At 36.9% G+C, this 26,507-nt stretch carries 27 protein-coding genes, 3 pseudogenes and 1 other annotated feature; of the genes and pseudogenes, 17 read left to right on the top strand and 13 right to left on the bottom strand.

What is annotated here, in order from left to right; translation table 11 throughout:
• Positions 1-3: 3 nt before the first annotated feature.
• The 3 genes and pseudogenes from OR571_RS01380 to OR571_RS01370 form a co-directional block, all read right to left on the bottom strand.
• Positions 4-567 carry a hypothetical protein gene (locus OR571_RS01380; protein WP_282241079.1) on the bottom strand — a complete coding sequence of 188 codons (564 nt, stop codon included), beginning with the start codon at positions 565-567 and terminating at the stop codon, positions 4-6.
• The gene (locus OR571_RS01375) at positions 557-775 is read right to left on the bottom strand and encodes a helix-turn-helix domain-containing protein (RefSeq protein WP_282241078.1); all 219 of its coding nucleotides are present in this window, start codon (positions 773-775) and stop codon (positions 557-559) included. The genes OR571_RS01380 and OR571_RS01375 overlap by 11 nt, the downstream gene beginning before the upstream one ends.
• Positions 776-790: 15 nt before the next feature.
• Positions 791-1,236 (bottom strand): annotated as a pseudogene (locus OR571_RS01370) (DUF2975 domain-containing protein).
• 469 nt (positions 1,237-1,705) lie between these two features.
• Between OR571_RS01370 and OR571_RS01365 the strand changes: the two are divergent.
• From OR571_RS01365 to OR571_RS01345, 5 genes are all read left to right on the top strand, one after another.
• Positions 1,706-2,023, top strand: a complete 318-nt coding sequence (locus tag OR571_RS01365) for a spore coat protein (RefSeq protein WP_282241077.1) — start codon at positions 1,706-1,708, stop codon at positions 2,021-2,023.
• Between the two features lie 616 nt (positions 2,024-2,639).
• Entirely contained in the window at positions 2,640-3,758 is a 1,119-nt protein-coding gene (locus tag OR571_RS01360; protein ID WP_282241076.1) for an ABC transporter, read from the top strand.
• Between the two features lie 12 nt (positions 3,759-3,770).
• Positions 3,771-4,598: a hypothetical protein gene (locus tag OR571_RS01355; protein ID WP_282241075.1), complete on the top strand. Its 828-nt coding sequence runs from the start codon at positions 3,771-3,773 to the stop codon at positions 4,596-4,598.
• Positions 4,599-4,615: 17 nt separating this feature from the next.
• Positions 4,616-4,963, top strand: a complete 348-nt coding sequence (locus OR571_RS01350; RefSeq protein WP_282241074.1) for a hypothetical protein — start codon at positions 4,616-4,618, stop codon at positions 4,961-4,963.
• Between the two features lie 23 nt (positions 4,964-4,986).
• Positions 4,987-5,895 (top strand): ABC transporter ATP-binding protein, encoded by a 909-nt coding sequence (locus OR571_RS01345; protein WP_282241073.1) that lies wholly within the window; start codon positions 4,987-4,989, stop codon positions 5,893-5,895.
• A 66-nt stretch (positions 5,896-5,961) separates the two neighbouring features.
• Here the strand turns inward: OR571_RS01345 and OR571_RS01340 are convergent, their stop codons facing one another.
• Positions 5,962-6,990 (bottom strand): alpha/beta fold hydrolase, encoded by a 1,029-nt coding sequence (locus OR571_RS01340; RefSeq protein WP_282241072.1) that lies wholly within the window; start codon positions 6,988-6,990, stop codon positions 5,962-5,964.
• 224 nt (positions 6,991-7,214) lie between these two features.
• On the opposite strand from OR571_RS01340, the gene OR571_RS01335 reads away from it, so the two are divergent.
• Both OR571_RS01335 and OR571_RS01330 read left to right on the top strand, forming a co-directional pair.
• Positions 7,215-7,697, top strand: a complete 483-nt coding sequence (locus OR571_RS01335) for a DUF2975 domain-containing protein (RefSeq protein ID WP_282241071.1) — start codon at positions 7,215-7,217, stop codon at positions 7,695-7,697.
• A gap of 9 nt (positions 7,698-7,706) precedes the next feature.
• Positions 7,707-7,919, top strand: coding sequence for a helix-turn-helix domain-containing protein (locus OR571_RS01330; protein ID WP_142539199.1), 213 nt, complete (start codon positions 7,707-7,709; stop codon positions 7,917-7,919).
• 180 nt (positions 7,920-8,099) lie between these two features.
• Here the strand turns inward: OR571_RS01330 and OR571_RS01325 are convergent, their stop codons facing one another.
• The gene (locus tag OR571_RS01325; RefSeq protein WP_282241070.1) at positions 8,100-8,612 is read right to left on the bottom strand and encodes a GNAT family N-acetyltransferase; all 513 of its coding nucleotides are present in this window, start codon (positions 8,610-8,612) and stop codon (positions 8,100-8,102) included.
• Positions 8,613-8,803: 191 nt separating this feature from the next.
• Positions 8,804-9,043, top strand: a binding site (T-box leader).
• A gap of 47 nt (positions 9,044-9,090) precedes the next feature.
• On the opposite strand from OR571_RS01325, the gene metG reads away from it, so the two are divergent.
• The gene (metG, locus tag OR571_RS01320) at positions 9,091-10,731 is read left to right on the top strand and encodes a methionine--tRNA ligase (RefSeq protein ID WP_282241069.1); all 1,641 of its coding nucleotides are present in this window, start codon (positions 9,091-9,093) and stop codon (positions 10,729-10,731) included.
• Between the two features lie 109 nt (positions 10,732-10,840).
• Positions 10,841-11,323 carry a ribonuclease E activity regulator RraA gene (rraA, locus tag OR571_RS01315; RefSeq protein ID WP_282241068.1) on the top strand — a complete coding sequence of 161 codons (483 nt, stop codon included), beginning with the start codon at positions 10,841-10,843 and terminating at the stop codon, positions 11,321-11,323.
• A 77-nt stretch (positions 11,324-11,400) separates the two neighbouring features.
• Here the strand turns inward: rraA and OR571_RS01310 are convergent, their stop codons facing one another.
• From OR571_RS01310 to OR571_RS01300, 3 genes are read right to left on the bottom strand one after another with little or no spacing between them, the layout of a single operon-like run.
• The gene (locus tag OR571_RS01310; protein ID WP_282241067.1) at positions 11,401-12,180 is read right to left on the bottom strand and encodes a hypothetical protein; all 780 of its coding nucleotides are present in this window, start codon (positions 12,178-12,180) and stop codon (positions 11,401-11,403) included.
• A gap of 1 nt (position 12,181) precedes the next feature.
• Entirely contained in the window at positions 12,182-13,054 is an 873-nt protein-coding gene (locus tag OR571_RS01305; protein ID WP_282241066.1) for an ATP-binding cassette domain-containing protein, read from the bottom strand.
• Positions 13,051-13,392: a GntR family transcriptional regulator gene (locus OR571_RS01300; RefSeq protein ID WP_400789956.1), complete on the bottom strand. Its 342-nt coding sequence runs from the start codon at positions 13,390-13,392 to the stop codon at positions 13,051-13,053. Before OR571_RS01300 ends, OR571_RS01305 begins: the two co-directional genes overlap by 4 nt.
• 209 nt (positions 13,393-13,601) lie before the next feature.
• On the opposite strand from OR571_RS01300, the pseudogene OR571_RS01295 reads away from it, so the two are divergent.
• Positions 13,602-14,179 (top strand): annotated as a pseudogene (locus OR571_RS01295) (DNA-3-methyladenine glycosylase I).
• A 40-nt stretch (positions 14,180-14,219) separates the two neighbouring features.
• Here the strand turns inward: OR571_RS01295 and OR571_RS01290 are convergent.
• Both OR571_RS01290 and OR571_RS01285 read right to left on the bottom strand, forming a co-directional pair.
• The gene (locus tag OR571_RS01290) at positions 14,220-15,353 is read right to left on the bottom strand and encodes a cation:proton antiporter (RefSeq protein WP_282241064.1); all 1,134 of its coding nucleotides are present in this window, start codon (positions 15,351-15,353) and stop codon (positions 14,220-14,222) included.
• A gap of 169 nt (positions 15,354-15,522) precedes the next feature.
• Complete coding sequence (locus OR571_RS01285) at positions 15,523-16,764, bottom strand: aminopeptidase (protein ID WP_282241063.1); 1,242 nt, start codon at positions 16,762-16,764, stop codon at positions 15,523-15,525.
• A gap of 159 nt (positions 16,765-16,923) precedes the next feature.
• Between OR571_RS01285 and OR571_RS01280 the strand changes: the two genes are divergently transcribed.
• A complete protein-coding gene (locus OR571_RS01280) occupies positions 16,924-17,394 on the top strand; it encodes a DinB family protein (RefSeq protein WP_282241062.1) in 471 nt (156 codons plus the stop codon).
• 358 nt (positions 17,395-17,752) lie between these two features.
• Entirely contained in the window at positions 17,753-18,991 is a 1,239-nt protein-coding gene (locus OR571_RS01275; RefSeq protein WP_282241061.1) for an MFS transporter, read from the top strand.
• Between the two features lie 58 nt (positions 18,992-19,049).
• Here OR571_RS01275 and OR571_RS01270 read toward each other — a convergent pair whose 3' ends face one another.
• Positions 19,050-20,108, bottom strand: coding sequence for an LLM class flavin-dependent oxidoreductase (locus OR571_RS01270; protein WP_282241060.1), 1,059 nt, complete (start codon positions 20,106-20,108; stop codon positions 19,050-19,052).
• A gap of 112 nt (positions 20,109-20,220) precedes the next feature.
• Between OR571_RS01270 and OR571_RS01265 the strand changes: the two genes are divergently transcribed.
• Positions 20,221-20,553, top strand: coding sequence for a winged helix-turn-helix transcriptional regulator (locus OR571_RS01265; protein WP_282241059.1), 333 nt, complete (start codon positions 20,221-20,223; stop codon positions 20,551-20,553).
• Positions 20,554-20,603: 50 nt separating this feature from the next.
• Here OR571_RS01265 and OR571_RS01260 read toward each other — a convergent pair whose 3' ends face one another.
• Positions 20,604-20,792, bottom strand: a complete 189-nt coding sequence (locus OR571_RS01260; RefSeq protein WP_282241058.1) for a hypothetical protein — start codon at positions 20,790-20,792, stop codon at positions 20,604-20,606.
• A 122-nt stretch (positions 20,793-20,914) separates the two neighbouring features.
• Positions 20,915-22,294: a MocR-like pyridoxine biosynthesis transcription factor PdxR gene (gene pdxR, locus OR571_RS01255; RefSeq protein ID WP_282241057.1), complete on the bottom strand. Its 1,380-nt coding sequence runs from the start codon at positions 22,292-22,294 to the stop codon at positions 20,915-20,917.
• Between the two features lie 113 nt (positions 22,295-22,407).
• On the opposite strand from pdxR, the gene OR571_RS01250 reads away from it, so the two are divergent.
• From OR571_RS01250 to OR571_RS01235, 4 genes and pseudogenes are all read left to right on the top strand, one after another.
• Positions 22,408-23,019, top strand: a complete 612-nt coding sequence (locus OR571_RS01250; RefSeq protein WP_282241056.1) for an FMN-binding negative transcriptional regulator — start codon at positions 22,408-22,410, stop codon at positions 23,017-23,019.
• A pseudogene (locus tag OR571_RS01245) lies at positions 23,019-23,644 on the top strand (LysE family translocator). Before OR571_RS01250 ends, OR571_RS01245 begins: the two are co-directional and overlap by 1 nt.
• Before the next feature lie 245 nt (positions 23,645-23,889).
• Positions 23,890-24,267 carry a PH domain-containing protein gene (locus OR571_RS01240; protein ID WP_282241055.1) on the top strand — a complete coding sequence of 126 codons (378 nt, stop codon included), beginning with the start codon at positions 23,890-23,892 and terminating at the stop codon, positions 24,265-24,267.
• Between the two features lie 621 nt (positions 24,268-24,888).
• Positions 24,889-26,499, top strand: a complete 1,611-nt coding sequence (locus tag OR571_RS01235; protein WP_282241054.1) for a thiamine pyrophosphate-binding protein — start codon at positions 24,889-24,891, stop codon at positions 26,497-26,499.
• Positions 26,500-26,507 lie beyond the last annotated feature (8 nt).

Raw genomic sequence — 26,507 nt, 5'->3', positions numbered from 1 at the left:
CTATTATGGTAGTACTAAGACCCGATTCCTTTTGTTACTATTTCTATGATAATCCCTTAATCTACCTTCAAAAATAAGTTGAAAATCTGCAGAATATGGTAAGTCACTTGGTTCCACAAGCGAAACATCTTTTTCAAAGCCAATGATCTTACTTTTCTTTAAAACAGATGCCACGAATTGAGAACAGAAGAAAGCATTCTTTCTTTTTATCGGCATATTAAATGGCACACCAAATAATCCTATAAAATTATAGCGATAATGTTCCTTTTGTGCAGCTATTTCTTGAATATATTGGTGCATCTTTTGAAATTCATCGGTAGTTATGGTTAAAGAATAGATGGCACAATCTGCTTGTTTAAATAAGATAGAATGGGTATCTTCTCTAACGAATCCACCCATAAAAGGATTTCTTGCCGTTTTTCTCCCGAAACTATATATTTCAAATAATTCAGCATCGAATGCGATTGAGGCGTGATTATAGGGTTTTTTCGTATAAGACTTAATCATTTTTGTTAAAATTGTTCCTGTATCAGTTAAAAGGATGTAAATTGTTTTTTCACTGAACATGATCCTCACCTTTGTATTCTAAAAGATCTCCAGGTTGGCATTCTAAAGTTTTGCAAATCGCTTCTAAAGTGGTTAGCCTAATCGCCTTTGCCTTTCCATTTTTAAAATTAGAAAGGTTTGCCATCGCAATTCCAACCTTCTCTGAAAGTTCGGTCACGCTTATTTTTCGTTTAGCAAGCATTACGTCAATATTTATTATAATGGCCATATTATTCACCTCAGCTCAGACTATTAAATCGTTTTCCTCTTTCAAATCGATAGCTTCTTTTAAAAGCCTCTGGAGAACAGCAGCAAAGACGGCAATCACCATGGAAGCAAAAATAGGAATCATCCCTATTATTACAAGACCTGGGGCATCGTCTGCCTCTGCCATAATAAAGACAATGGCAGAGCAACCAGATACAAACAACTTATACTGATTGCACAGTTTTTTATTTTCTTTAGTGCTCTCACAGATAATTCCGAGAAAGCATGGTTCTTATCTATATAGGTTAAAAGGTTAAATGTTTGATACAAAGCGAAGTAAAATGGGACTGCCGAAACATACATAACCATTAAAATACCATAAACCACAAAAGCTAAATCGGAACCTCTTTCCACTGCCTCATATGCTTCATTTTCTATCTGAGGTAACACAAATAAACACAAAGCAAGTACAGGGATTCCCATCAAAATAACTGCCAACTTTATAAAGAGTGTGGATCCTCATTTCATTAAAAAAACACCTCACATAATTATTATGAATTGATTCTAACAAATTATTTATCGTTTTACAATATATAATTATCATTTTCGGTTATTTTATTATTGTTATTCATGTTGAATAATAATCAGTATCTTCACGGCTGATATCCTTTAAAAAGTAAAGGTTTAAAAAAATTGGTGGGGTATATAAAAAAAAGGGAGGTAATTATATGGCCTAAGAACTTGCAATGCACGAAAAATTAGAAGTACACGAAGTATTAATATTCAAAACTGCTTGTATAGCCAAAAGTAAGATGTTTATTGATTTAGTTTAGGATAAAAAGTTGAAGGACATTTTAAAAGAGGATTTTGAATTATCAACTAAGGCAATAAAAGATTTAAAAAAGGTACTTGCTGAATCTAATAAATAATTGAAAGAGAAAGGAAGGATAGTATGCCTAAAAAAAGCGAAGAAAAAACAACAAAAGACGAACAAAAAGAATTCCCTGTAATTGATGATCTGGCAATTGCTACGGATTTTCTTGTAACTGCGAAAGCGGCAGTACGAAATTTAGCAGTTGCTATAACGGAAACAGCTACTCCATCCGTTAAAAAGTTATTACGAAGCGAATCAGACAATGCCATTGACACGCACGATAAAATTGCTCAATATATGATTAAAAATGAAATGTATCATGCTTACGATGTAGAAGAGCAGATCGAACATGACCTCATAAAAGCTGATAATGCTATTGAATTAGTTAAAAATTGATAGAATGAAATCTAATATTATAATCTTTAGTTAAGGAACTGACTACTTAAACAGCCAATTGCCAGTATTGAACTGCATTTGGCTGTTTAAATTTGGGTGGAATATGCTGCAACAGTAATGAAGGGTTGTGAATTTGTACTGTATGGAGTCGTTCACTGGTCTATCAGGAATGTAGGTTCAGAATATAGCTTAAGAGAAGACGGGGCATTAAGTCTTTTTAAAAGAAGAAAGAGTATGTTTTGATCAATTTTACAAAGCATGCTCTTTTTATCTATTCATTTTTCCGCGTTGTTTATAACAATTGAAATAAGGTTGCTTATCTGTCACTGTTTGGATAATATTGTATATAGGTATAATGTATATTTTATAGAAGATCTAGTTGGGGAATAGCATAAGTTATTATAAGAAATAGCGAAAAATCACATTAAAATGACTGAATGTTCCGTTTATATGAGGGTTTACTTAGCTTCCGCCGAAAGAGCCAATTGTATATGAAGAGAAAGTATTGTTGGTTGAGTTTTAGAATAAGAGAAATTTTGATAATAGGATGGAAAAACTCTCGGAATACAAGAGTTAGTTTTTTGGGAGAAATTCATAACTTGGGGGAGGGATGTCTATGTGGAAAGTTTTAAAGACCTTTTTTATTCTAGAGAAATCGAATAAAAAGAATATGTTTGCTTGTATGATTGTGGCAGCATTTGTTTTTGGATTGATTTTTTTTGTGAAAACGGAGGACTTAGGAAACTCACTAAAAGAAAAATCCGGGGAATATCAATCACTTTCTGTAGCACTGAATAAATTTCAAAATGTAGATGCTACAGACAATGGAAACGGCAGTGATCTATATAAGAATTTGGTAGTGCAGCAACAATTAATAGCTAAGCAAAGAATGGCCGTAAAAGTGGATCGACCCGAATGGTTTTTGGATACCGCATTAGAGGTGGTGAATCTAAGGGCTAGCGCTTTTGCTATGGATGGATTTGATAAAGTTGCTAGTAACCTACCTACCAAAACAGAAAACCAATTGGAAAGTGTATTCTATGAACATATAAAGAAGACGGAAGTTCCTTTATCTTTGGATTCTTTGTCCTTTTTTCCGTTTCTCGCTTATTTGTTTGGGGTGTTAGGTTTCCTTTGGTTCATTTTTATGAGCATTTATTCATGTGGGATCATGGTAGAAGATTTCCGACATACGTCTTTGATTAAGGGCTATCCAATAACGTTTGATAAGTACGTGATAGCTAAATGTATTTCCTCTATGCTTCTAGTAGTTGTATTTCTATTAGAATTATTTGTTTGCAGCCTACCGTTAATTTATTTTAAGGGGTTAGGGGATCCTACTTATCCTATTGCTATATTTAATGGTACTTTTGACATTTATCCGATTTACAAATACATAGGTTTAGCTTTACTTTATATGATTTGTATTTCTATTTTTACCATCTTATTATCAGTCATTTTAAATGTTTTATTGAAGAATATGTATTTGACGTTATTTTTGGAATTGCTATTATTTGTTTTCCCTATGTTATTTCCAAGTATGATGAATTTTCTTCCATTTAACCCGTTTAACTATATGAACTTTTCTAGCGTATTAAATGGACAGACGCTCGACCTTGCCAACCCAGTCTTCTTAAATAGCATACATGGACTTATGTATATTGGATTAAGTATTATCCTGATGATTGCTACTGTAAAGTTATTTTTGACTACTGGAAAACTAAAAAGGGTGTAGGAGGGTGAGGTAATGTGGGCATATTTTAAGATGGAGTTTATCCAATTTATGAGCAATAAAAAGAATATCGCAATTTATGTTATTCTACTTTTCTTCTCTTGTTATTATGGACTAGTATTAGCTCCGGCATATGATCCGATCGAAAAAGTAGATGTAAGTGAAATAGAGGCAAGGTATTTAACAAACGAAGAGTTTCTAAATAATGTCGTGATTAATGATTGGACGCATCCTTTAACGAAATTTGCTGCTTCCATATACCCCGAATGGAATGAATATGAAAAAGAAAGATTAGATGCTATTAAACAGGATAATCTAAAAAATTACGCGGAGGCCACATTTAAATGGTATACGTACTCCGATAATATAATTTTTAACTGGGGAGGAGAAATATTATTCTACAATCCTGGGTATTACACGTATGGAAATGATTACGCAAGAATGGACGGTCACTATGCGTATTTATATTCTGCCAGTCGTTACACAGGTTACACAGAAGGAGAGTCAGATTTATCTGTAAATGTTTTCGAGGAAAGGACTGCTTTGCAAACATTGCAACGTTTATTACATTCGTACCTCCCTTTAATTCTTATTGTTAGTTGTATGCTCTTCACTGTGGATGTGGTTTTAAAGGATCGGCGAAATACAACATTATTACAAGGTTTACCACTTTCTGATTGGCGAAAGTTATTAGTTAAAGGAGGAGTTTCCTTGCTAGGAAGTCTCCTAGCAATCATTCCGCTTACTGTAGGCTTATTCATAATATGTATTCAAATGGACTCGGTGATGTTGAATTACCTGTTCCGGTTTATTTGGCTGGCGAAAAGATATTTTCAAATATAACAATGGGCCAATACGTTATGCAAAACATGCTATTCATTGTTTTCTGGTTTTTATTTTTTATTTCCTTAATCCTCCTAGTAAGTATAGTGATCAAGAACGAGTTTGCTAATCTATTGGTAGGAAGTGCGTTTGTTATTGCTGAGTTTATGTACTATGCTCGGGGAATAGGTGCTATTCGAGATGTTCATTGGTATCCTACAAGTTATATACAAACGGGACAAATTATTGCTGGATATCGGAACTTTCTCTATGGTACCGAGGCACTTACATTTGGAACTGGACTGTTTGTCATTGGGCTATGTGCATGCGTTTTTTTGTTCATCATGTTCTTGATCAGTCGTCGAAGAAAATTTAAGTTATTTTAGTATTATAGGAGTGGAGGGAAGATATGATTGAGTTAAAAAATATTGGGGTTCAGTTTTCAGGTAGAGATATTTTAAAAGATGTGTCGGTAATGTTTCATCCTGGAGAAATAATTGGGTTAGTAGCTCCTAACGGGACAGGGAAGTCAACGCTTATGAATGTCATCATGAATTATATTAACCCAAATAACGGAAAAGTCATTCTTAAAAATACATTGGAATATACGAATAAAAAGAATGAAGTAAAAATCCACCAACTAGTATCCATGATGCCCGATCAAAGTGATTTATACAATCAGATTTCTGGAAAAGAGCATTTAAAAATCTATTCCTCCATGTGGAGTAGTAATACAAAATTGATAGACTATACAATAACAGAGTTAGGAATGTCGTCCTATATTAATAAGCCGACAGGAACCTATTCTTTAGGGATGCGCCAAAGACTGTGTTTTGCGATGCAAATTGTGTCTGATACCCAAGTTATGTTAATGGACGAGGTCATGAATGGACTGGACCCCACTCATGTGGAACTTATTTCACAAATATTAGTTAAAAAGAAGTCTGAAGGAAAGACGATTATTGTGGCTTCTCATTTATTAGAAAACCTAGAAAAGTATGCGGATCGTATCTTCTTTATGAAAAATGGAGAGTTAATACTTATCACCGATCTTTCCCCAGGATTTGAAAAGAGAGAAATCACTACGGTTCGAGTAATAGGGATGCTAGAGAACATAAAAGAAAATTTTAAAAAAGTGTTTCCGGAAACAAATGTTAAAGTATTGCCAAACGGCATTACTTTAATAGATGTAGGTGGCTATAATTCCAGGGAATTAGGGGATATTGTAGAATTTCTGAAAGAAAACCAACTAATAGAGTTTAGTGTTGGGAAAGTAACATTGAATGACTTGTATTCTATGTATTATCAAGAAGTATAAGAACAGACGGGGCACGAAGTTATCAACAACTTCACGATATTAGATAACTTCGGTGCTTGTTTATATTTATTTGAGAAATGTGTCAACCATCCATTCGTGAAACTTTTCCTTCTCTTCAAATTGTGGATAATGAGCTGACTGGTCAAAAGAAATAAATTCCTTTCGATCCGCTTCAATCTTATCAAAATAGTTTTTCGCTGCATGAGATGAAGTCATATAATCATACTTCCCCATGACGAAATAGAAAGGGATTTCAAGCTTTGTTACGATAGTAGGAAGTGGATTTTCCAATATATCCTTGAGCAACTTTTGTTGAGTATAGGACATTCCATAATTATAACGAATGACATCTAATAAATTATACTCACTGCTCAGTAAAACACTAATGTTATCCCCAGGGTTTTCAATAAGTCTTGTAGCTCCACCATATTTCATCACATAATTTCGTGGGGTAACTATTTCACCGTTTTGGACTTGCTCGGTCAATCCTTGTAAATAGAAAGCATCCTCCGTATTACCATCCTGCTGAGCCTGATCCATCACATAGTTCAAACCATCCATCTCACTTTCAATGGTATCGCTCATCTGCCCGATCCCAATATATGCTTCATATTTTTCGGGGGCTATATCGGCAGCCTGCATTCCAATATATGTACCTGCAGAATGGGCCATCAAGATGACCTTTTCTTTTCCAAGACGATTTGATATGTAGTCGGTCATAGCCAACAAGTCCTCTACTAATAGATCGGTCGATAGATTCGAATAGTCTTCCCCGAAATGATACGATTTTCCGCTTGCTCTTTGGTCGTAATGAACGACCGTAAAATTTGTTTCCAATAAGTCTTGATATGTATCAACATATGGTATTTCAGGGGTTCCAGGTCCACCGTGCACAACAAGAATGACGGGATTATCCTTATCATTACCACGTATCATAATTTCGTGTTTACTTCCATTTATCTCTACTTTGTCTAATACACTAATGCTATTCTCTCCTTTAATCTGCTGCGTCCATGTGGGAGAAAAAAGTGCTATTACTACCGATATTATCATTATTAATCCGAAATATTTCAACACTTTTTTGGTCATTTTCATATGGTTTCTCCCTCCTTTCACTAGAATTATTCCTTCATAAGTAAATATAGCATTTGGATATAGATTTTATGTAAGCCTCCAGGCTGATATTGGCTGCATCTTAAGTATGAAATAATTTTATTTTAATTAACAATAAAACAACTCCATAAATGAATAAAAATTTATTGTAAATCGATAAAAAAATGTTAAATTCAAATGGACAATAAATAAGTGAGGTGTCTTTTTTGAAACGAGGAACAACATTATTTTTAAAGTTAGCGCTAATTGTGATGGGAATCCCCGTGCTTGCTTTATGTATCTTTGTAGTGCCGGATATAGCAAATTTTGTAACTGAATTGTATCCAGATCACGCGTATTTGAAATCTCTCGTTTATCTCGATTTGTATGCAGCTGCAATACCTTTTTACTTTGCTCTGTATCAAGCTTATAAACTTTTAAGTTATATTGACCAAAATGAAGCCTTCTCGGAATTATCTGTAACTGCTTTAAAGAAGATAAAATACAGTGCAAATACAATTAGTATTTTGTTTGTAATAGGAATGCCAATTTTCTATATGATCGCAGAGATGGATGATGCTCCAGGTATAATACTAATTGGAATGGTACTAATCTTTGCTACACTCGTGATTGCAGTCTTTGCGGCAGTTCTGCAAAAGCTATTAAAAAATGCCATAGATATAAAATCTGAAAATGATTTAACGGTCTGAGGTGAGGATATGGCGATTATTATAAATATTGATGTGATGTTAGCAAAACGAAAAATGAGCGTTACGGAGCTTTCGGAGCGGGTTGGAATTACGATGGCTAACCTTTCCATTTTAAAAAACGGAAAAGCAAAAGCAGTACGTCTTTCTACTTTAGAAGCGATATGTAAAGCTTTGGATTGTCAGCCAGGGGATATTTTAGAGTACAAAAGTGACGAAGAATAAATTACAAAAAGAACATACATCAGGTCCTTTTTCTTTAACAATGGAATTGTCAATCCTAACTAGTTATAAGCTTAATAGATCCAAACTAATAGAAATAGAAATTGGTTTGGATCCATTTTTTATTTGACTGATTTTTCCTCTTCTGTTTAATTTCCGTACAATGGTTTGTGCTGAGTATTTTTATTCTTCTATGGGATTTTCCGGTCCGTTAAGCTCTAATTGAAAAAAAGCTAAGTCAAGCCATCTATCGAATTTAAACCCTGCCTTTTCGATGGTACCTGAGTGAACAAAGCCTAAGTTTTTGTGAAGGGCAATACTTTTTTCATTTGTCGCATCAATTCCAGCAATTAAGGTCTTGTACTCTCTTTCTTTGGCAATGGAGATTATCTCTTTTAATAAAGAAGATCCGATACCCTTTTTTCTGTATTCCTTATTTACATAAATGGAATGTTCAATGGAGTATTTATAGGCTGGCCATGGTCTAAAGGGACCGAATGTTGCAAATCCAGCCACTTTATTATCTAGCTCGAACACTAATATTGGATAGCCTTCATTCATCTTTTGTTCATACCATGCTTTTCTATTTTCAATTGTTTGGGGTTCATATGAGTAAACTGCTGTAGTATGGACAATAGCGTCATTATAGATTTCTAAAATGTCCATTAAATCTTTTGGAGTTGCTTCCCTTATCATATTTTTCTTCCTCCTACGAAATGTTTTCTCTATTTATTTTAGTGTTCTTTATACAAAACGTAAATTCGAATTTTTTACGGTAAGACTGTATTTGGAGAAACATGGACTAAGGAAAATACAGCTATGAAAGAAATTTATAATTTGAATATTGCAATTTTATTTCCGAATTGATAGAATTATTTCAAATGAATACCTTTGCGTTGAAAAGGAAGAGTAAGTAAGTGGATTTTACAAAGAGAGCCTCTGATGGTGGGAAAGAGGCAAATGAACCTTACCGAATATGACCTTTGAGCTTCGTACCGAAAGAACAGTAGGCTACGACGAGAACGGCACTCGTTATAACAGCAGCAGTATGAACACGTACTGAGTAAGGCAGATAGTGTGAGCTATTTGCAAATTTAGGTGGTAACACGAGTCTACTCGTCCTAATCGTTTTTACGATTAGGGCGTTTTTTTTATTTTAAAGGAGGTTTTATAATTGTCAATTTTAATCGGTGGCGCTTGGCCGTATGCAAATGGATCGCTGCATTTAGGACATATTGCAGCACTTTTACCAGGGGATATTTTAGCGAGATACTTTCGCCAAAAAGGAGAGGATGTATTATACGTTTCAGGGAGTGATTGTAACGGCACACCAATTTCGATTCGTGCCAATCAAGAACGTACAACCGTAAAAGCAATTGCAGATCATTATCATCATGAATTTGTGGATTCTTTTCAAAAACTTGGTTTTAGCTTTGATTTATACACACGAACAGATGATGACCATCACCACAAGTCCGTACAAAAAATATTTTTAACCTTGCTTAAAAATGGATTTTTATACAAAAAGAAAATTGAACAAGCATATTGCACAGTAGACGGGCAATTTTTACCCGATCGTTTTGTCGAAGGAATCTGTCCGAATTGCAGTGCTAAAGCACGTGGCGATCAATGTGACAACTGCTCCACCATTTTAGATCCACTCGACCTGCTTGAAAAAAGGTGTAAAATTTGTGGGAATGAACCAGAAATTCGGGAAACAGAGCATTTCTATTTTTCGTTCAGTAAGTTTCAAAAGGAATTAGAGGGATACGTTGCAAAAGCAGAGTCTGAGAAACAGTGGAGAGATAATGCTATTGCTCTTACGAAACGTTATTTAGCAGAAGGACTTCCTGACCGGGCAGTGACAAGAGACTTACCAAATGGCATTGATGTACCAGTACCAGGATTTGAAGGGAAAAAGATTTACGTTTGGATTGAAGCGGTAGCAGGATATTATACGGCAAGTCTTGAATGGGGAAAACAGTATAATATAGACGTGTCAAAATGGTGGAATGCTGATACGACTTCCTATTATATTCACGGAAAAGATAATATTCCATTTCATACGGTAATCTGGCCAGCCATCTTAATGGGTCTTGGAAATTTAGGAACTCCCACGAATATTATATCGAATGAGTATTTAACGCTTGAAAAACGAAAACTATCTACCAGTCAAAATTGGGCGGTTTGGGTGCCGGATATTTTGCGAGATTACCATCCCGATTCCCTACGTTATTTTTTAACGGTCAACGCTCCAGAAAATCGTGATACGGATTTCTCCTGGCGTGAATTTATTTACAGCCATAATAGTGAGTTGCTAGGTGCTTTCGCTAATTTTGTGAACCGTAACCTAAAGTTTATTGAAAAAACATTTGATTCAAAAGTACCTAAAGTAGAGGTAGATGCGACTATACAACAAGACGTATCTTCTTTATATCCATCAGTGGGACGGTTAATAGAAGAGGGACATTTAAAAAAAGCAATAGAAACTATTTTTGAAGCAGTCCGTGCTGCAAATCGTTATTTTGATGAAAGACAACCATGGATTGCAGTGAATGATAACAAAATACATTGCGAAGAGACACTAGCCACTTGTGTATATATCATTCAAAATTTAGCTCAACTTTTACAACCTTTTCTACCTTTTGCTTGTCAAGACATCGGGCGTATGTTAAGTGTAACAATAAACAAGTGGAATGTTATTGAAAAACTACCGTTGCAAATCACATCTATCAAGCCATTATATGAACGCATTGATGTGAAACAAATTGAACTAGAACTAGAAAAACTAAAAGCAAATGCAAATAGAATATAATCCCTGTTATAAATAGGGTCGTGTTACATACAATCCAGGAAAGTTTATGATGTATACTAGGAATGAATATTAAATAATATAAAAAAGAAAAGACGAGGAGGAAACAGCTTTGCTAGATTTTAAGACTACCGATTTATGCGACGATCATTCAAATTCCTTACAAATTTGTGATATCGAATTCCGTTCTTTCGGAAGAGAAACACGTTTTTCAGGAAAAATCGAAACAGTAAATGTATTCGAGGATAATGTGCTCGTAGTCGAAGCACTAGAAAATGTAGAAGAAGGCTCTGTCGTTGTAGTAGACGGACATGGTTCTAAACGATGTGCACTCCTAGGCGATCGTCTAGCGGGCATCGCAGAGTCAAGAAAGTTAGCAGGAATAATTATTAATGGTTATGTGAGAGACTCCGCAGAACTTGCTAAAATGAATGTGGGTATTCTGGCGTTAGGAACATATCCACTAAAAAGTAAAAAAGCTGGCAAGGGCGAGCGTAATGGTACACTTTACTTTGGTGGTATCGAATGGAAGTCTGGAGAGTATGTATATGCGGATGAGGACGGGGTTATTGTTTCTGAACAGACCCTATTATAATTTATAGGAAGTAACAAGTATCTTGAGTAATATAAAAAAGCGTTCCCATTTTTCATAAAGGGCACGCTTTTTAGTATTTACATTTTAATAGCTACACGTTTAGTCAGTTGACGAATCATCCATAAAGTAAGGCTTGCTAGAACGAATATACCTATTACAGCCACATATATAGGAAGTTGCACGGAAGCGAACATATCATGGACAGGTAAGTCTAATGCAATGCTTAGCAGTAAATCCTCCACATAGATAACCAAAAATGCTAGAATTATACAGAATAAACCAAATAGAACGCCAAATCGATAAAACCCAGAGCCGATCAACCAACCGACGAGATAATAGATAAAAATATTTAAAGCAAAGACGAAAATAGCTAATAGCCAATTACTTTGAAGGTCTACAAAAGGTGTGAAAATAATCGAGAGAATTATCTCCGCAACAATATTACCTTCATCTCCCGTAGCATTGCCAAATGAGCTATCCTTTAATATCGAAAGATTGATTACGTTTACTATAAAAACTTGAATGACAGATATAATGCTAGCAATGATTGGAATAGTGATGGAAAGACCAACAGATGCTATAGTAGAACCTTTAAAATAATCTTTTCGTGTGACCCCGTTTCTCACGTAATAGGGAAGGAACCCGTAAGATGAGATAATGCCAATAACAAGCATAAAAATATTAGCTGCTATAAAAACTGCATCGAAATAATCGTTCATTTCAATCCCCTTAGTAATAGAGAGTATCGCTTTAATGATCTGAACAATGAGGAGAACACCTAAAAAACCGAGTGCCCAAAAGAATTGAACCCAAAACAAATCCGTGGCTACCTTGGGATAAATTGTTTTTTGATTCATCTTAGTTTCCCTCCTCAGTTAAGTGGATAAACAAATCCTGTAATGAAATTGGACCTACTTCGAGCCCTCTTTTTTGTGCATTTTTTCTTTCTAGATCAGTTAGTTCCCCGTAAACCATTACAGATTTTGTATTACCTAACTGCTGCACATTTAGTAGTTTCATGGATTGTACAAACTCATCGACTTCGTTAGCAGCTCCAGTAATAGATACTCCTTTTGATATGAGCGATTCATATTCTTCCTGTAAAACTAAACTTCCTTTATGCAAAATAAGCACTTCTTCAAAAAGATAATCCATTTCAGACACAAGATGTGTAGAAATAATTATTATTCTTGGATGCTTTGCTTGATCTTCCAGTAATTCTTGATAAAAAATTTCCCTTGTTGGTGCATCCATTCCTAAATATGCCTCGTCGAATATCGTAATCGGTGCTCGACAAGCTAATCCCATAGTGACATTGAGTGCGGATTGCATTCCTTTTGAAAATTCTTTTACTTTTTTATTTAGTGGTAAATGAAACTTTTGGGTAAGATGCTGTGCGTATTCCTTATCAAAATGTGGTCGGTATCTTTCCACACCTTCGAGGATTTCTTTTATGTTATCCGATTCTTCTTTATAATCTTTACTGTATATAAATGCCACTTGTTGCATTACATTTGGATTTTCAAATGGTGCTTCTCCATTAATAGTTAAAGAACCGGAAGTTTGCTCTCGAAAAGAAGCTAATATAGATAGAAGAGAGGTTTTTCCTGCACCGTTTCTCCCTAAAAAACCGTAAATTTTCTTATCACTTAAACGGAATGCTACTTTTCTTAATGCATGCTGATTTCCGTAAGTTAGACTTAAATCGGTTGCTTCTATTGTTAATGTCATGCTTTTTCACTTCCTTTAATTTTTTGGATGTATTCAATGATTTCCCGCTCAGATATTCCTAATTTTTCAGCTTCCTGCACTAATCCCACAATATAATCATCTACAAATGCATCTTTTCGCTTTTGAATGAGCTTCCTTTTTGCCCCTTCTGCTACAAACATTCCAATCCCTCGCTTTTTAAAAAGAATACCTTCATCTACTAACTGATTGACTCCTTTTGATACAGTGGCATGGTTGATTTTGTAAAAGGTCACTAGCTGATTTGTAGATGGAGCCTGTTCTCCTTCTTTCAGCTGATCGTTTACAATTTGATCTTCAATTTTCTCTCGAATTTGCATATATATTGGTTTGTCATGATCAAGAAGTTTGCTCAATGGATTCACCACTTTTCTATTTAGCTATTATACTTATATGGTTATATACTTACGTGTATAACCACAATGCAATTGAATTTATATGTCAAGAAAGAAACAATATCAAAGTATTTGTATAGAACGTATGTGTGGTATACTCTCACTATAATAGATAGCACAAGGGGGAAGGACAAATGACTGGACGATGTGCGTGGGTAGTTACAAAAGAGCCTCTATATGTCGAGTATCACGATAATGAATGGGGAGTACCTGTATTTGACGATAGGGAGTTATTTGAAATGCTATGTCTAGAAGGGGCACAGGCGGGGCTTAGTTGGTGGACGATTTTGCAAAAGCGAGAAAATTATCGACAAGCATTTGATCATTTGATGCAGAAAAAATTGCGCGTTACGCAGATGAAAAAATGCAATCATTAAGAGAAGACACGGGGATTGTGCGGAATAAGCTAAAAATTCAAAGCGTCGTAACTAATGCCAAAGCATTTTTGAGAATTCAGAAGGAATATGGTTCATTTTCAAATTATATATGGAGCTTTGTCGATAACAAACCAATTGTGAATCATTGGAGGACAGCAAAAGAAGTACCGGTTTCAAGTGAAATAAGCGATTATATGAGCAAGCGATTGAAAAAAGATGGATTTAAATTTGTAGGAGGAACGATTTGTTATTCGTATATGCAGGCGGTAGGAATGGTGAATGATCATACGTTAGAGTGTTTTTGTCATCCCTCTAATATTAGAGTCCAAAAGTAAAAGAGTGCCAGGACCCATCTTAGGTTCCTGGCACAAATATTTAATCCCGATTCCCAAAAAATATTTTTAATAATGGAGGGGTAACAAGTGTTGTAACAATAACTACAATAATCATCGCTGTATAGTATTCTGTTGGTAATAGACCGCTCTCTAGTCCCATAGCGGCTAATATTAAAGCGACTTCTCCTCTTGAAATCATTCCTGCCCCGATGCCCATAGATGATCTCGTCTGGAAGCCAGATAAACGAGCCCCGATACCTGAACCTAAGAATTTGGAAAGGATAGCAATTATGGAGAATACAACTATTAATCCAACTTGGTTTCCAATGCCTTCAAACGATACAGCAAGACCAATACTGACAAAGAAGAACGGAACGAAAATTCCATATGCGATCGGCTCCACTTTATGCTCAATTTCTTCCTTAAATCTCGTTTGTGCAATAGCGATACCAGCAAAAAACGTCCCAATGATTCCTGCAATTCCAAGATACTCAGCAAAGTAGGCAAAACTAAAACATATGATTAGTCCAGCACTTAATGCCCCTTCTGTAACTTTAAACTTAGAAAATATTTGAATAAACTTCGGAACTAACCATTTAGAAGCTAAAATAATTAGGATGAAGAATAAGATTTTTTTCCCTATTAATAACCCGATACTTACATCTGTTCCAACGAAGAAGCTCATAGCAACAGCCATTAAAATAACAACAATGATATCATCTAAAACAGCTGCCCCGAGTAGGGTTGATCCTTCTTTACTATTTAACCAACCGAGCTCCTTTAAAGTTTGAACAGAAATACTGACCGAAGTCGCGGATAATAACAAACCGATAAAAATAGATTCTGAAACAGATAAACCGTAATATTGAGATCCGATATACCCACCTATGATTGGAGCAATAATACCTCCGATGGCAACGAGTGAGGCAGCTTTTAAATTACGATTTAAATCCTTCAAGTTCGTTTCTAACCCTGCCAAAAACATTAAAAGAAGAACACCGATTTGACTGAAGATAGAAACGATCTCTGTATCATGTACCCAGCCTAAGAGTGCCGGACCTAAAATAATCCCTACTATAATCTTACCTAACACAGATGGTTGCCCTAGTCGAATACTTAACTGACCAGCTACTTTTGTTGCGAGTAAAATGATAATTATTTGTACGATAAACACTAGTTTCCTCCTATAAAACAGTTTTCTGAACATAAAAAATACATGAAGGGGCCTTTGTGACAGGCTCCTCCATGTATCACGTTTATCATTCAGTTATGAAACTAGTATAACATTTCTTACACATAAGAACCACCCCAATAATTGGGGAATTTCTTTTACAAGGCGATAGTTAAAATGCCCAATCACCCTTACGGAAAATAGGAACGACCGTGCCATCTTGCTTTATACCATCTATGTCCATCTTGTCAGAACCAATCATAAAGTCAACGTGAACAATGGAAGTGTTCATGCCATTTTTTAATAATTCTTCCTGGCTCATTTTTGTCCCACCTTGTATCGTTGTCGGGTAAGCTGACCCGATAGCTAAGTGATTAGATGCATTTTCATCAAATAGTGTATTAAAGAAAGTCACACCTGATTGAGAAATTGGAGAAGGATCTGGAACTAGTGCAACTTCCCCTAGTCCTGTCCCACCTTCATTGTCAAAAACTAATTTTTTAATTGTTTCATCACCTTTTTCAGCAGAGATATCTACAATTTTGCCGTCTTTGAAATGCACTTCAATACCTTCAATTAGGGTACCAGCATAGCTCAGTGGTTTAGTGCTACGTACGACACCTTCCATTCGGTGTGTATCTGGAGCAGTAAAGACTTCCTCTGTAGGCATATTAGCGATAAATTCTTCCCCTTTAGGATTATAGCTTTCTGCACATGCCCAAATATGGTTTTTTGGTAAACCTAGCGTTAAGTCCGTGCCTGGTGCAGTATAGTGTAATGCATCGAACTGACTCTCATTTAATATAGCCGCTTTTTCATTTAATGTTTTCTTATGTTCATCCCATGCTGCAATTGGATCCTCTGCATAAACACGGCAAGTTTTGAAAATTTGGTCCCACAAAGCATCAACTTGTTCTTCCGAAGTTGTTAAGTCAGGGAATACTTGTGCGGCCCAACCTGCTCCAGCTGCAGCTGCAACTGTCCATTTCAAATCATCATTTTGAGTTGCTATGCGTTGTGCTTGGAATGCTTTTCCCGCTATGTTTTGGTAGGCAGCAATTTTTGCAGGATCTACTTCGTTTAGTAGACCTGGATCACTAGATACAATAGAAAGACGACTCACACGACGATTTAAAACATGATCTTCCGATTCTTGGATTTCATAATCTGGGATGTCAGTTAATACTTCTGTAGGTTGGTGCAAATAATGTAGTTTGCTAATTTCATCATCAGACCATTTAATAATAACTTTTTCCGCACCTAAATCGTATGCCTCTTTTGTGATTAATCGTGCTAATGGTGCTTGATCAACCGTAATGGTCATTTTTACCCAATCACCGGATTGAACATTAATACCTTTTGCCACTAATAGTTTTGCATACTTTTGTAAATTCTCTTCGAAATTAGCTAACATCTTTTTTCCTCCAATTTTTTGTCTTCATATATAATTTTAGCATGCTTAAACACAAACTACCCAATATAAATGCTCCTTTATTTTCCTCTGTGTTGCAAAGAAATTCATCGATAAGCTATGATGGGAAGAGAAAGTTATTATGAAATTGGAGGGCTATATATGTATCGTAAAGTAGAAGATTTTATAGAAGATTGGACAGCTTCAGCAGCAGGAACGTTAAAGGTATTTCAAGCAATTACAAACGACACACTAGATCAAGCAATTGTAGAAGGACATAGCACACTTGGTTGGCTTGCTTGGCACTTAGTAGGTGCAGCAGGGGCATTTGGTCATTTTGCAGGTCTACAGGTTCCGGGACCGGGACAAAACGAGCCAGTACCAACAGATGTTTCAGAAATTGTGCAAGCTTATGAGAGAGCAACTGAAGCATTTAAAACGGAAGCAGCTAAACTAACGGATGAAATGTTATCAGAGGAAGTGAATGGTTTCGTTGGACCGACAGCGCGCGGAAAACTTTTACGCGGCTTAATAGACCATCAAACTCATCACCGTGGTCAAATGACTGTATTACTACGTCAAGCAGGTTTAACAGTTCCTGGTGTTATGGGGCCAACAAAAGAAATGCAATAATAATGATTATTTCCTTTGATAGTTGAAATAATCGAAAACTGTATGGTAAAATCGAGTTCACTATATGGAAATGGAGGTTTTCCTTTTGACAGCATCAATGAGACTAAGAATCCAATTTTTGAACCGTTAATTGAATACGTTCAGATGCTCTGCTTAAATGCAGAGTAAATGGGATTGGTCTGTCTATTTTAGGAAACCTTTATTTTATGATTAAAAAAGAGGGGGACGAGTCTGCCCTCTTTTTTGCTGTCTTTAGACATAAAAATGTAGTAGCTACTTTCCACGAAAAAAGAGACCTATACCATTTACTTTTAAGTAAAAACTATTTAAATAGAAAATAGAAAAGGTCGTGAATAAGATGAATTCCGTATATGAAAATTGGAAAAGGGATATTATTATCTTTTTAAGTAGCCAAACTATCTCACTCTTTGGCTCTTCTTTAGTGCAATATGCGATTATGTGGCATATTACGCTTACTACACAGTCTGGTATGATGATGACGTTGTTTATCCTTTGTGGCTTTATCCCCACTTTTATACTATCGCCAGTAGCAGGGGTATGGGCTGACCGCTACAATCGCAAGCTACTTATCATAGTATCGGATGGTTTGATCGCGACAGCAACCCTCGTACTCGCAATTGTATTTTTAATGGGGTATGATGCCATTTGGTTACTGTTTGCTATGGCTGCGATTCGGGCAGTTGGAACGGGTATTCAAACCCCGGCGGTTGGAGCTATTTTGCCCCAAATTGTTCCGGAAGACAAACTGACAAAAGTAAATGGTGTGAATGGAAGTATTCAAGCGATCATTATGTTCGTATCACCCATGATCAGTGCGGCATTGCTTACGATGGCTTCTCTTGAAATGATTTTCTTCGTCGATGTCATTACAGCAGCAATAGCGATTTTTACGCTATTGGCATTCTTAAAAATTGCGGTGCATGAAAAGGCATCTGAAAAACAAACAACGAGCTATTTCAGTGATTTTAAGGAAGGGCTAGTATATATTAATCAGCATGCTTTTTTGAAGAAGTTCTTTCTATTTTTCGCTTTTTTCTTTGTTTTGATGGCACCAGCAGCGTTTTTAACTCCACTCCAAGTGGCGCGTAGCTTTGGGGATGATGTATGGCGCTTAACAGCAATTGAATTAGCTTTTTCGGTTGGAATGATGGTCGGAGGAGGTATTATAGCTTCTTGGGGAGGCTTTAATAACAGGGTACACACGATGACATTCGCGAGTATATTAATGGGTATTTGTACGTTTGCACTTGGAATCATTCCTATGTTTTGGATTTACTTAGCCTTTATGGGGATATTCGGAGTAGCGATGCCGATTTTCAATACACCGACAATGGTGTTAGTCCAAGAGAAAGTGGAAAGCAATTATCTTGGCAGGGTATTTGGTGTGTTTGGAATGATTTCGACTTCTATGATGCCAATTGGAATGCTTATTTTTGGTCCAATCTCGGATGTCGTAAAAATCGAATGGTTACTTGTAGGAACGGGGATACTAATCTTAATAGTCGGTGTTTTCTTAGGCCGAAGTAAAGTTTTACTGGAGGCGGGAAAACCGGTAGCGCAAGAAGTTTCTGAGTAGAATATACATTATAAAGACCGTTTGATGCGCTAGCATTAAGCGGTCTTTATAAATGTATTTATTTTTTTGCTGTGTATTTTTTTATCGCAGGTAAAATCTCTGTCCCGATTAGTTCTATATTTTTCATTAATTTATCAAATGGAATACCGCCAAAATCAAGTTGTGCAATATAACGTTGATGGCCAAATAGCTCATGCTGATAGAGTATTTTTTCAATGATCTGCTGTGGACTTCCTATATTCATGACGTCATGTGGATTTGCCCCTTGTACAAAGTGCTGCTCCGGATAACCCCGACCATTAATTAGTTGCATACCTTGGTTTACATAAGGATATGTCTCTCTTTGAGATTGTTGTGTTGTTTCAGCTACATAGAAAAATCCGGCTGTTGCTACTGGAAGTTTCTTTGGGTCAAAGCCACTCTGCTTTGCAGCTTCTCGGTATGCATTAATGGATATTTTAAAACTAGTAGCAGGTCCGCCCAATGTGGCAAGCATCATTGGAACCCCCGCATTGCTAGCCTTAATGGCACTTGCTGGTGGCCCACCAACCGCACGCCAAATAGGCAATGAGCCTTTTTGGGGACGGGGGATAACTTGTGCATTATTTAAAGGAGCGCGGAATTCCCCACTCCAATTGACTACTTCTTCCTCATTAATCTTACATAATAACGCAAACTTCTCTTCAAATAGCGCTTCGTAATTTCGAACATCATAGCCGAGTAATTCAAAGAGACCAATGCGTGAAGCACGACCAGCGATAATTTCTGCACGCCCTTTAGATATTAAATCTATCGTCGCAAAATCTTCATAGACACGGACAGGATCTGATGTACTAATAATCGTAGAAGAACTTGCAATTTTAATCTTGCTAGTTGCCTGTGCTATTGCAGCTAACACGACAGAATGAGCTTGCGTTGTGAAATATTCCTGATGACTTTCTCCTACACTAAAAAAGTCTAGGCCTGCTTGCTCTGCAAGCTTGGCCAACTCAATAATTTCGTGAATCCTCTGCCCAGCAGAAATCCGCTCTCCGGTAAGTGGGCTAGGAATATGATCTCCAAGTGTATAAAGCCCAAATTCCAGACCTTTACTTTCATCTATATGATATTTTTCCATATTTCTATCCCTACCTTTCATTAATGCTAGTATAATTCTAAAGTGTTTATTACTTAAGTACGCACTTATAAGTGGTATAGTATACAAAAAGATACTATAGGAGTGAAAGTAGATGGATATGCAGCCAGAATTATGCCGTGTGGAAGACGCGCTAGGAATAATTGTAGGAAAATGGAAACCAATTATATTATTAATTTTATTACAAGCTGGTACTCAAAGATTTAGCGAACTGAAACGAAGAGTACCAGGAATCACCCAGAAAATGTTAACAAAACAACTGCGCGAATTAGAAGAAGAGGACATTATTGAGCGTAAAGTATATCCACAAGTACCTCCGAAAGTTGAATATTCTATTACAGATTACGGAAGAGGGTTAGAACCCATTTTAGTAGCCATGCATGAATGGGGAGCTGCGCATGCTCTTCACAAAGTGAAAAAAATGTAGTTGCCAGTCGTTCAAGCTATTCAAAAATAGTGTGGGTGACTGGCACTATTTTATCCCGCATTAACGGGCAGTAAGACTCCTACTTCATGATGTAAGAAAAGCGAAAAGATAAGTGGGAGATCAACTGCTGGCATGCGCCCGATTGAATGATCGCAGACTAAGTACGCACCATCGTGTTGCTCCTGCGCAAAGCTCGTCGCAAAATAAAAGAGCGTTTGCAACGTCTGTGTGATCCACATCGTGTGGGCCTCAACTAACAATCAGTGGGGGATGACGGGGACTTAAAGCGCGACGTCCATGTCGCAACGTCCCCACTAGCACGTCCTGTGCGTCGAAAACCCCCACTGATTGAAGTTTCACTTTATAACCAGGCCTTCTTTAAAAGTTCTACACCGCGACCTATTTCATCATTAGAAAGATTACTAAGACCAAGTTTGATCATTGGTTCGGAAGTATTGTTATTAATGAAGTAAAGTGAAGTAGGATACACTTTCACTCCGGCCAAAGAAGCACGCTCAATTAGCTCTTCTTCTGAATACTTCAGATGAACCTTTACTAACACGTACAAACCTGATTGCTCACCAATAATAGATATATGCTGCTCGAAATGTTCATTCAATGCTGATACTATATGCTGCATTTTTCGTTTATACACAAGACGCATTCGCTTAATGTGGCGATTCCATTCTCCTTCTTCTATAAATTTTGCCATGGTGAGTTGGCTCAGCAGGGAAGAGGTACTCTCAAAATGAAGAAACTGCTGTTTATATCTGCTTAAAAGTGTTTGGGGCAACACCATGTAACTTAAGCGGATTCCTGGAAGAAAGGATTTGGAGAAGTTTCCTAAATAAATGACTCTTGAGGAATCAATAGAAGCAAGAGCAGGAAATGGTTGCTGTGTATAGCGAAACTCACTGTCATAATCATCTTCAATAATATATCCATCCCTTTTGTTCGCCCATTGGATAAGCATTTGCCGTTGTTGAATGGACATGCTCACACCTATTGGACTGTGATGCGAAGGAGTTACATAAATAACTTGAGATTTCATCTGTTCTAATTGTGAAAAATCAGCTCCTGTTTCATACACGGATAAAGTTTCCAGCGTAAGACGGTGAAAATGAAAAGCTTCTCTAGCACCATCGTAGCCAGGGTCCTCTACGATAACACTTGAGTAATCATCCTTTAGTATATGTCCAAGCTGGATGAGCATTTGTTGAGTACTGCTACCAATAATGATGGCGTTAGCATCTGTTTTCACCCCACGAGAGTGAAGCAAGTATATAGCAATTTGCTCACGTAAGCACAATTCGCCAAAGGGGTCCCCGTATAGGAAGCTTTCCTGAAAGGTTAGTATTTGATTAGAGATTCTTCTCCAAATTTTTAAGGGGAAGTGCGCTTGGTCTACAGCACCTGCTCGAAAGTCTATGTGAACAGGCGTCACTGGCTTTGTCTGCTTTTTATTGGGAGCGATTAATGCTTCTGTAAATGAAATCGGATCTATTTCATTGACAAAATAACCTCTTCTTCCTTCTCCACGGACATAGCCTTCCGCTACAAGAAGATCATAAGCTGTTAATGTTGTATTACGACTTACATGAAGGGATTCAGCAAGCTGTCTGATAGAAGGGAGCTGCTTGTCCGGTTGTATGTCGCCCCGTTCAATAAGCAGTTTAAACTGTTCGTAGATTTGCTTGTATTTGGGAGAGTCATCGTTCAAAGCGAAAATGATATTCCTCATAAAGATCTCCTTTGACATGTTCGATTGTTTGTAATTGTACCTTTTTAAATGTCAGTTTGTATAATATTATTAACTCAGAATATATAAATAATTAAAGGAGAGGGGAGTCATTTATGTATATACCTAAATACTATAAGGTAACAGACTTTGAGGAAATTAGAGAATTTATTCAAAAAAACTCATTTGGGACAATTGTTACAACTAAAAAGGGGAAGCCGATTGCCACTCATTTACCTTTAAGGTTCAGTGAAAAAGATGGCGACTACTATGTAACCGGGCATATGGCTTATGGTAATCCACAATGGAGAACATTCGAGGGGAGTGAGGATATACTCGTTATGTTCCAAGGGCCACATGCATATATTTCTTCTTCCTGGTATGAACATGAAAATGTTCCGACATGGAATTATCAGGCTGTGCATATATACGGAAAAGCGGATATTTTGAATGAAGAAGAGTTAAAACAGGAACTCTCCGAAATGCTGTTAAAATATGAAAAACATCGAGAAAATCCAGTTTTGTGGGAAAAGCTTTCTCCACAGGTTTTAGAAAGAGAACTAAAAGGAATTGTAGGATTTAAAATAAAATTACACGAAGTTCAAGCTGCCTATAAAATGAGTCAGAATCGTAATGAAAAAGACTATCTTAATATTGTTAACAAGTTACAGGAGGAAGAAGAATTAAATTCTAGACAAATGGCTGAAGAAATGAAGAAGAAATTATAATGATCTCTTTTTCAACATTAAGCGCGTTTGTGCTGATTGTAATTGGTTTATTTTTAATACCAGGACCAGCTGTTCTTTTAGTCGTTACACGTACAGTTCAAGGAGGTCGCAAAGCCGGCATTATGGCTGGTTTTGGGATTGCCACCGGTGACTTGATACACACGTTATTTGCGGCTTTGGGACTGTCTGCTATTTTAATGACTTCGGCACTTGCTTTCAATATTGTGAAGTTTGTAGGCGCAGCATACTTACTCTACTTAGGAATTCGTGCAATTTTGGAAAAACCAGCGGATCCTGAGTTGCCAAAAGTATCGCAGGCGACAACTTTCCGTTCCTATAGTCAGGCAATCATGGTAGAAGTTCTAAATCCCAAAACTGCTCTTTTCTTTTTAGCGTTTTTACCACAATTCGTTTATCCAGCGAATGGATCATCCTTTTTCAATTTTTAGTTTTGGGGATAATTTTAGTATTGCTAACTGTAATCTATACTACCATTATTGCAATGAGCGTACGATTAGTCTTGGACATGCTCAAGCGAATATCATGGATCGGGAACTGGAGTGGCAAAATCGTAGGAGTAATTTATATTGGACTTGGTTTGAAAGTGGCAATTCAAAGTAGATAGTACTAAACAAAAGGCATATTAACCGATGACGGATAGTATGCCTTTTAAGTATGTCGAATGATTAAAAGGCAGACTTGGAAGTTAGCTATAATGAGCAACGATCATACATGATAATGCTTAATTGTGATTGTATAGAATTTTCTGTATGATATATTAAACAAGTAAAAACGAATATTGATGAAAAATAATCACCATGCCAAGAAAAAGATTGTCTTTAAGAAAATTAACGAAAAGGATGGATAAAAATGGGCTTATTAGATGGTTTGATGGGAAATGCCTCCGAAGTAGAACTGGATAAAGTGGAAAAAGAGCTAAAGGATTTACTAATACCTTCTGAAAAAGTAGAACATGCATACAAGCTAATTCGAGATCTATTTGTTTTCACAGATAAACGACTATTGCTTATCGACAAGCAAGGAATGACTGGGAAAAAGGTGGAATACCATTCCATTCCGTATAAAAGTGTTGTTCATTTTTCTGTGGAAACAGCAGGAACACTAGATTTGGATGCTGAATTGAAAATTTGGATATCGGGAAGTGCTATGCCAATTCAAAAGAAATTCAATAAATCTTTGAATATATATAAAGTACAAAGTGTACTAGCTGCATACGTTTTGAAATAAGCACTTCCTGCGAAAATGAAAGTTGTTAAACCTAGATGGGTTTAGCAGCTTTTTTGTCTGTAGAATATGCTATAGCAATAGAAGCAAGAGGAGTTGTATAGTGAAGTTTATGAGGCGTCGCAGGTCTCGACAGCAAGCTAATAACGATACATCCGTCTATGTGATGGGAGTGGTAAGACAAAAACAAAAATGGAACCAACATGAAAATCTTAACCTAATTCTTACAGTTGAAAGTGGATAAAGGACAGACAGATACCGTAAGATTACCGAAAAAGAGAGGCTGGTCATGACTAGCCTTTCTTCATATTTACTAGGTAATGATACAGTATCAAGATTGTCCAAAATCCTTCGAAAAAGATAGAAACAGGTCATATAATGGTTTTGTACAGATAATTTTAATGGCATAGAAGTTTCCATTATTCTCTTCCTTTCTTAAAACTTTTCCCCAACATATTCACAATTTATGATTGTGGACTAGTTATCCACTCAGTTGTCAAAAATTTCATATAACTTATACACAACATATCCCCAATTTAGGTATAACTGTAGCGTGATGTTTAGCTCAATCATTTAAGGGAAATTACTTGATAAGTAAATGCACAAAAGGAGAGGTTAATGTTTATGAATAAAACGGTTGCTGAAGTAACGCTGGATCAACTGTCATTATTAGGAGTCAAGCGTATTTATGGTGTCGTAGGAGATGCCATTATTGGATTATTAGATGCAATGGCAACGCAGGATAAGATTGAATTTATTCCGGTAAAGCATGAATCTGTTGCTGCATTCATGGCTTCGGCTGAGGCAAAGTTGACGGGAAAGCTTGCAGTGTGTACAGCTACGATGGGACCAGGAGCAACCAATTTGCTAAACGGTCTTGGCGATGCCTATTCGGATAAAGCTCCTGTCCTTGTGATAACTGGCCAGGCACCCCGCAACAAAATCGGTACAGACTTTCAACAATATGTGGATCAACAGGAACTGTTTAAGCCATTTGTGGCCTACTCAGCGAATCTCGCAAGTGAAGATGCTATAGTGGATTTACTTCAAAAAGCTGCTCAAACATCGCTTCAGCAGCGAGCTGTTACACATCTGTCTATACCTAAAGACTTGTTTCAAGTAAAAACAGCTGTGGAAGCTCGTGGACTGCCAACGGTATTGGAAGGGACAGCATCTTTTCAAATAGAAGATTTAACAGAAGTGACGACATTGATGAAGACAGCAAGTAAGCCAATTATACTTGCTGGAGCAGGAGCGAAAAAAGCAACTTCTGCTATTGAAGAACTAGCCGAAACTTGGGGAGCGGGTATCCTCACTAGTTTAGGTGGTAAAGGATTGTTTAAAGAATCTACGCCATGTCTTCTTCAAGGAATTGGAGAAGGTGGAAATCCTCATGCAGCCGAGGTTTTTAAAGAAGCTGATGTTGTCCTTCTTGTAGGGGTAACTTGGTGGCCGGAGGGATATGTGCCTCAAAATGCGCGTATTATTCAGATTGATACCAACTTTGCAACCGCCCATAAAGGGGTTCCGACGGAGCTTGGGGTCAATGGTAAAGCAGAGCAAGTAGTCCCACTGTTACTTCAAGACTTAGCAGGCTATCAAAAAAATTCTGCATGGAAGACGCAAGTGGAGGAAGCAAAAGCTAAATGGGCTGACCAAAATGAAGAGGAAGGTCAGATTACCGGATCTCCTATCCATCCATCTCGTATTGTGCGAGCAATTGAACGAACAGTCGCAGAAGATGCGGTAATTACACTGGATACAGGAGATATTACCGTATGGATGAATCGTAATTTTCGCCAAAGTCAGCAGTCCGTACTCTTTTCTGGTTATTGGCGTTCGATGGGTTTCGGTCTTCCCGCGGCTATCACGGCAAAACTTGTGCAACCTGAAAAACAAGTCATCGCCATAGTGGGAGATGGAGGCCTTCAGATGACACTTGCCGATTTATTAACTGCAACTCGCTATAACCTAGATATTACAGTCCTAGTTTTTAATAATGGAGCGCTACAAATGGAAAGTGATAAAATCCAAGCAGCAGGTGATAGGGAACTAGGAACTCAATTGACTAACCCGGATTTTGTTCAGGTGGCCAAAGCTTGTGGATGGACAGGGTTCCGTGCTGAAACGGATAGTGAATTGGAATCTATTCTAGAAGAAGCTATCCATACTACAGGTCCGGTCTTAGTTGATATTTATACAGAGCAGGCGTTTTTTCCAGAAACTGAAGCGTAATATACTTA

Source organism: Psychrobacillus sp. NEAU-3TGS (genome assembly GCF_029955155.1).
Lineage (GTDB): Bacteria > Bacillota > Bacilli > Bacillales_A > Planococcaceae > Psychrobacillus.
The sequence above is the reverse complement of the archived record's forward strand: the minus strand, read 5'-3'. Positions and strand labels throughout refer to the sequence as shown.

Bases quoted from the DNA above. Each gene is read 5' to 3' on its own strand.
- OR571_RS01250 (WP_282241056.1), top strand. From the start codon at position 22,408: ATGTATATACCTAAATACTATAAGGTAACAGACTTTGAGGAAATTAGA.
- OR571_RS01365 (WP_282241077.1), top strand. From the start codon at position 1,706: ATGCCTAAAAAAAGCGAAGAAAAAACAACAAAAGACGAACAAAAAGAA.
- OR571_RS01300 (WP_400789956.1), bottom strand. From the start codon at position 13,392: ATGCAAATTCGAGAGAAAATTGAAGATCAAATTGTAAACGATCAGCTG.
- pdxR (WP_282241057.1), bottom strand. From the start codon at position 22,294: ATGAGGAATATCATTTTCGCTTTGAACGATGACTCTCCCAAATACAAG.
- OR571_RS01330 (WP_142539199.1), top strand. From the start codon at position 7,707: ATGGCGATTATTATAAATATTGATGTGATGTTAGCAAAACGAAAAATG.
- OR571_RS01355 (WP_282241075.1), top strand. From the start codon at position 3,771: ATGTGGGCATATTTTAAGATGGAGTTTATCCAATTTATGAGCAATAAA.
- OR571_RS01275 (WP_282241061.1), top strand. From the start codon at position 17,753: ATGAATTCCGTATATGAAAATTGGAAAAGGGATATTATTATCTTTTTA.
- OR571_RS01270 (WP_282241060.1), bottom strand. From the start codon at position 20,108: ATGGAAAAATATCATATAGATGAAAGTAAAGGTCTGGAATTTGGGCTT.
- OR571_RS01350 (WP_282241074.1), top strand. From the start codon at position 4,616: ATGCAAAACATGCTATTCATTGTTTTCTGGTTTTTATTTTTTATTTCC.
- OR571_RS01265 (WP_282241059.1), top strand. From the start codon at position 20,221: ATGGATATGCAGCCAGAATTATGCCGTGTGGAAGACGCGCTAGGAATA.
- OR571_RS01285 (WP_282241063.1), bottom strand. From the start codon at position 16,764: ATGTTAGCTAATTTCGAAGAGAATTTACAAAAGTATGCAAAACTATTA.
- OR571_RS01305 (WP_282241066.1), bottom strand. From the start codon at position 13,054: ATGACATTAACAATAGAAGCAACCGATTTAAGTCTAACTTACGGAAAT.
- OR571_RS01235 (WP_282241054.1), top strand. From the start codon at position 24,889: ATGAATAAAACGGTTGCTGAAGTAACGCTGGATCAACTGTCATTATTA.
- OR571_RS01325 (WP_282241070.1), bottom strand. From the start codon at position 8,612: ATGATAAGGGAAGCAACTCCAAAAGATTTAATGGACATTTTAGAAATC.
- OR571_RS01360 (WP_282241076.1), top strand. From the start codon at position 2,640: ATGTGGAAAGTTTTAAAGACCTTTTTTATTCTAGAGAAATCGAATAAA.
- OR571_RS01345 (WP_282241073.1), top strand. From the start codon at position 4,987: ATGATTGAGTTAAAAAATATTGGGGTTCAGTTTTCAGGTAGAGATATT.
- OR571_RS01280 (WP_282241062.1), top strand. From the start codon at position 16,924: ATGTATCGTAAAGTAGAAGATTTTATAGAAGATTGGACAGCTTCAGCA.
- OR571_RS01310 (WP_282241067.1), bottom strand. From the start codon at position 12,180: ATGAATCAAAAAACAATTTATCCCAAGGTAGCCACGGATTTGTTTTGG.
- OR571_RS01380 (WP_282241079.1), bottom strand. From the start codon at position 567: ATGTTCAGTGAAAAAACAATTTACATCCTTTTAACTGATACAGGAACA.
- OR571_RS01375 (WP_282241078.1), bottom strand. From the start codon at position 775: ATGGCCATTATAATAAATATTGACGTAATGCTTGCTAAACGAAAAATA.
- OR571_RS01260 (WP_282241058.1), bottom strand. From the start codon at position 20,792: ATGTGGATCACACAGACGTTGCAAACGCTCTTTTATTTTGCGACGAGC.
- OR571_RS01240 (WP_282241055.1), top strand. From the start codon at position 23,890: ATGGGCTTATTAGATGGTTTGATGGGAAATGCCTCCGAAGTAGAACTG.
- OR571_RS01340 (WP_282241072.1), bottom strand. From the start codon at position 6,990: ATGAAAATGACCAAAAAAGTGTTGAAATATTTCGGATTAATAATGATA.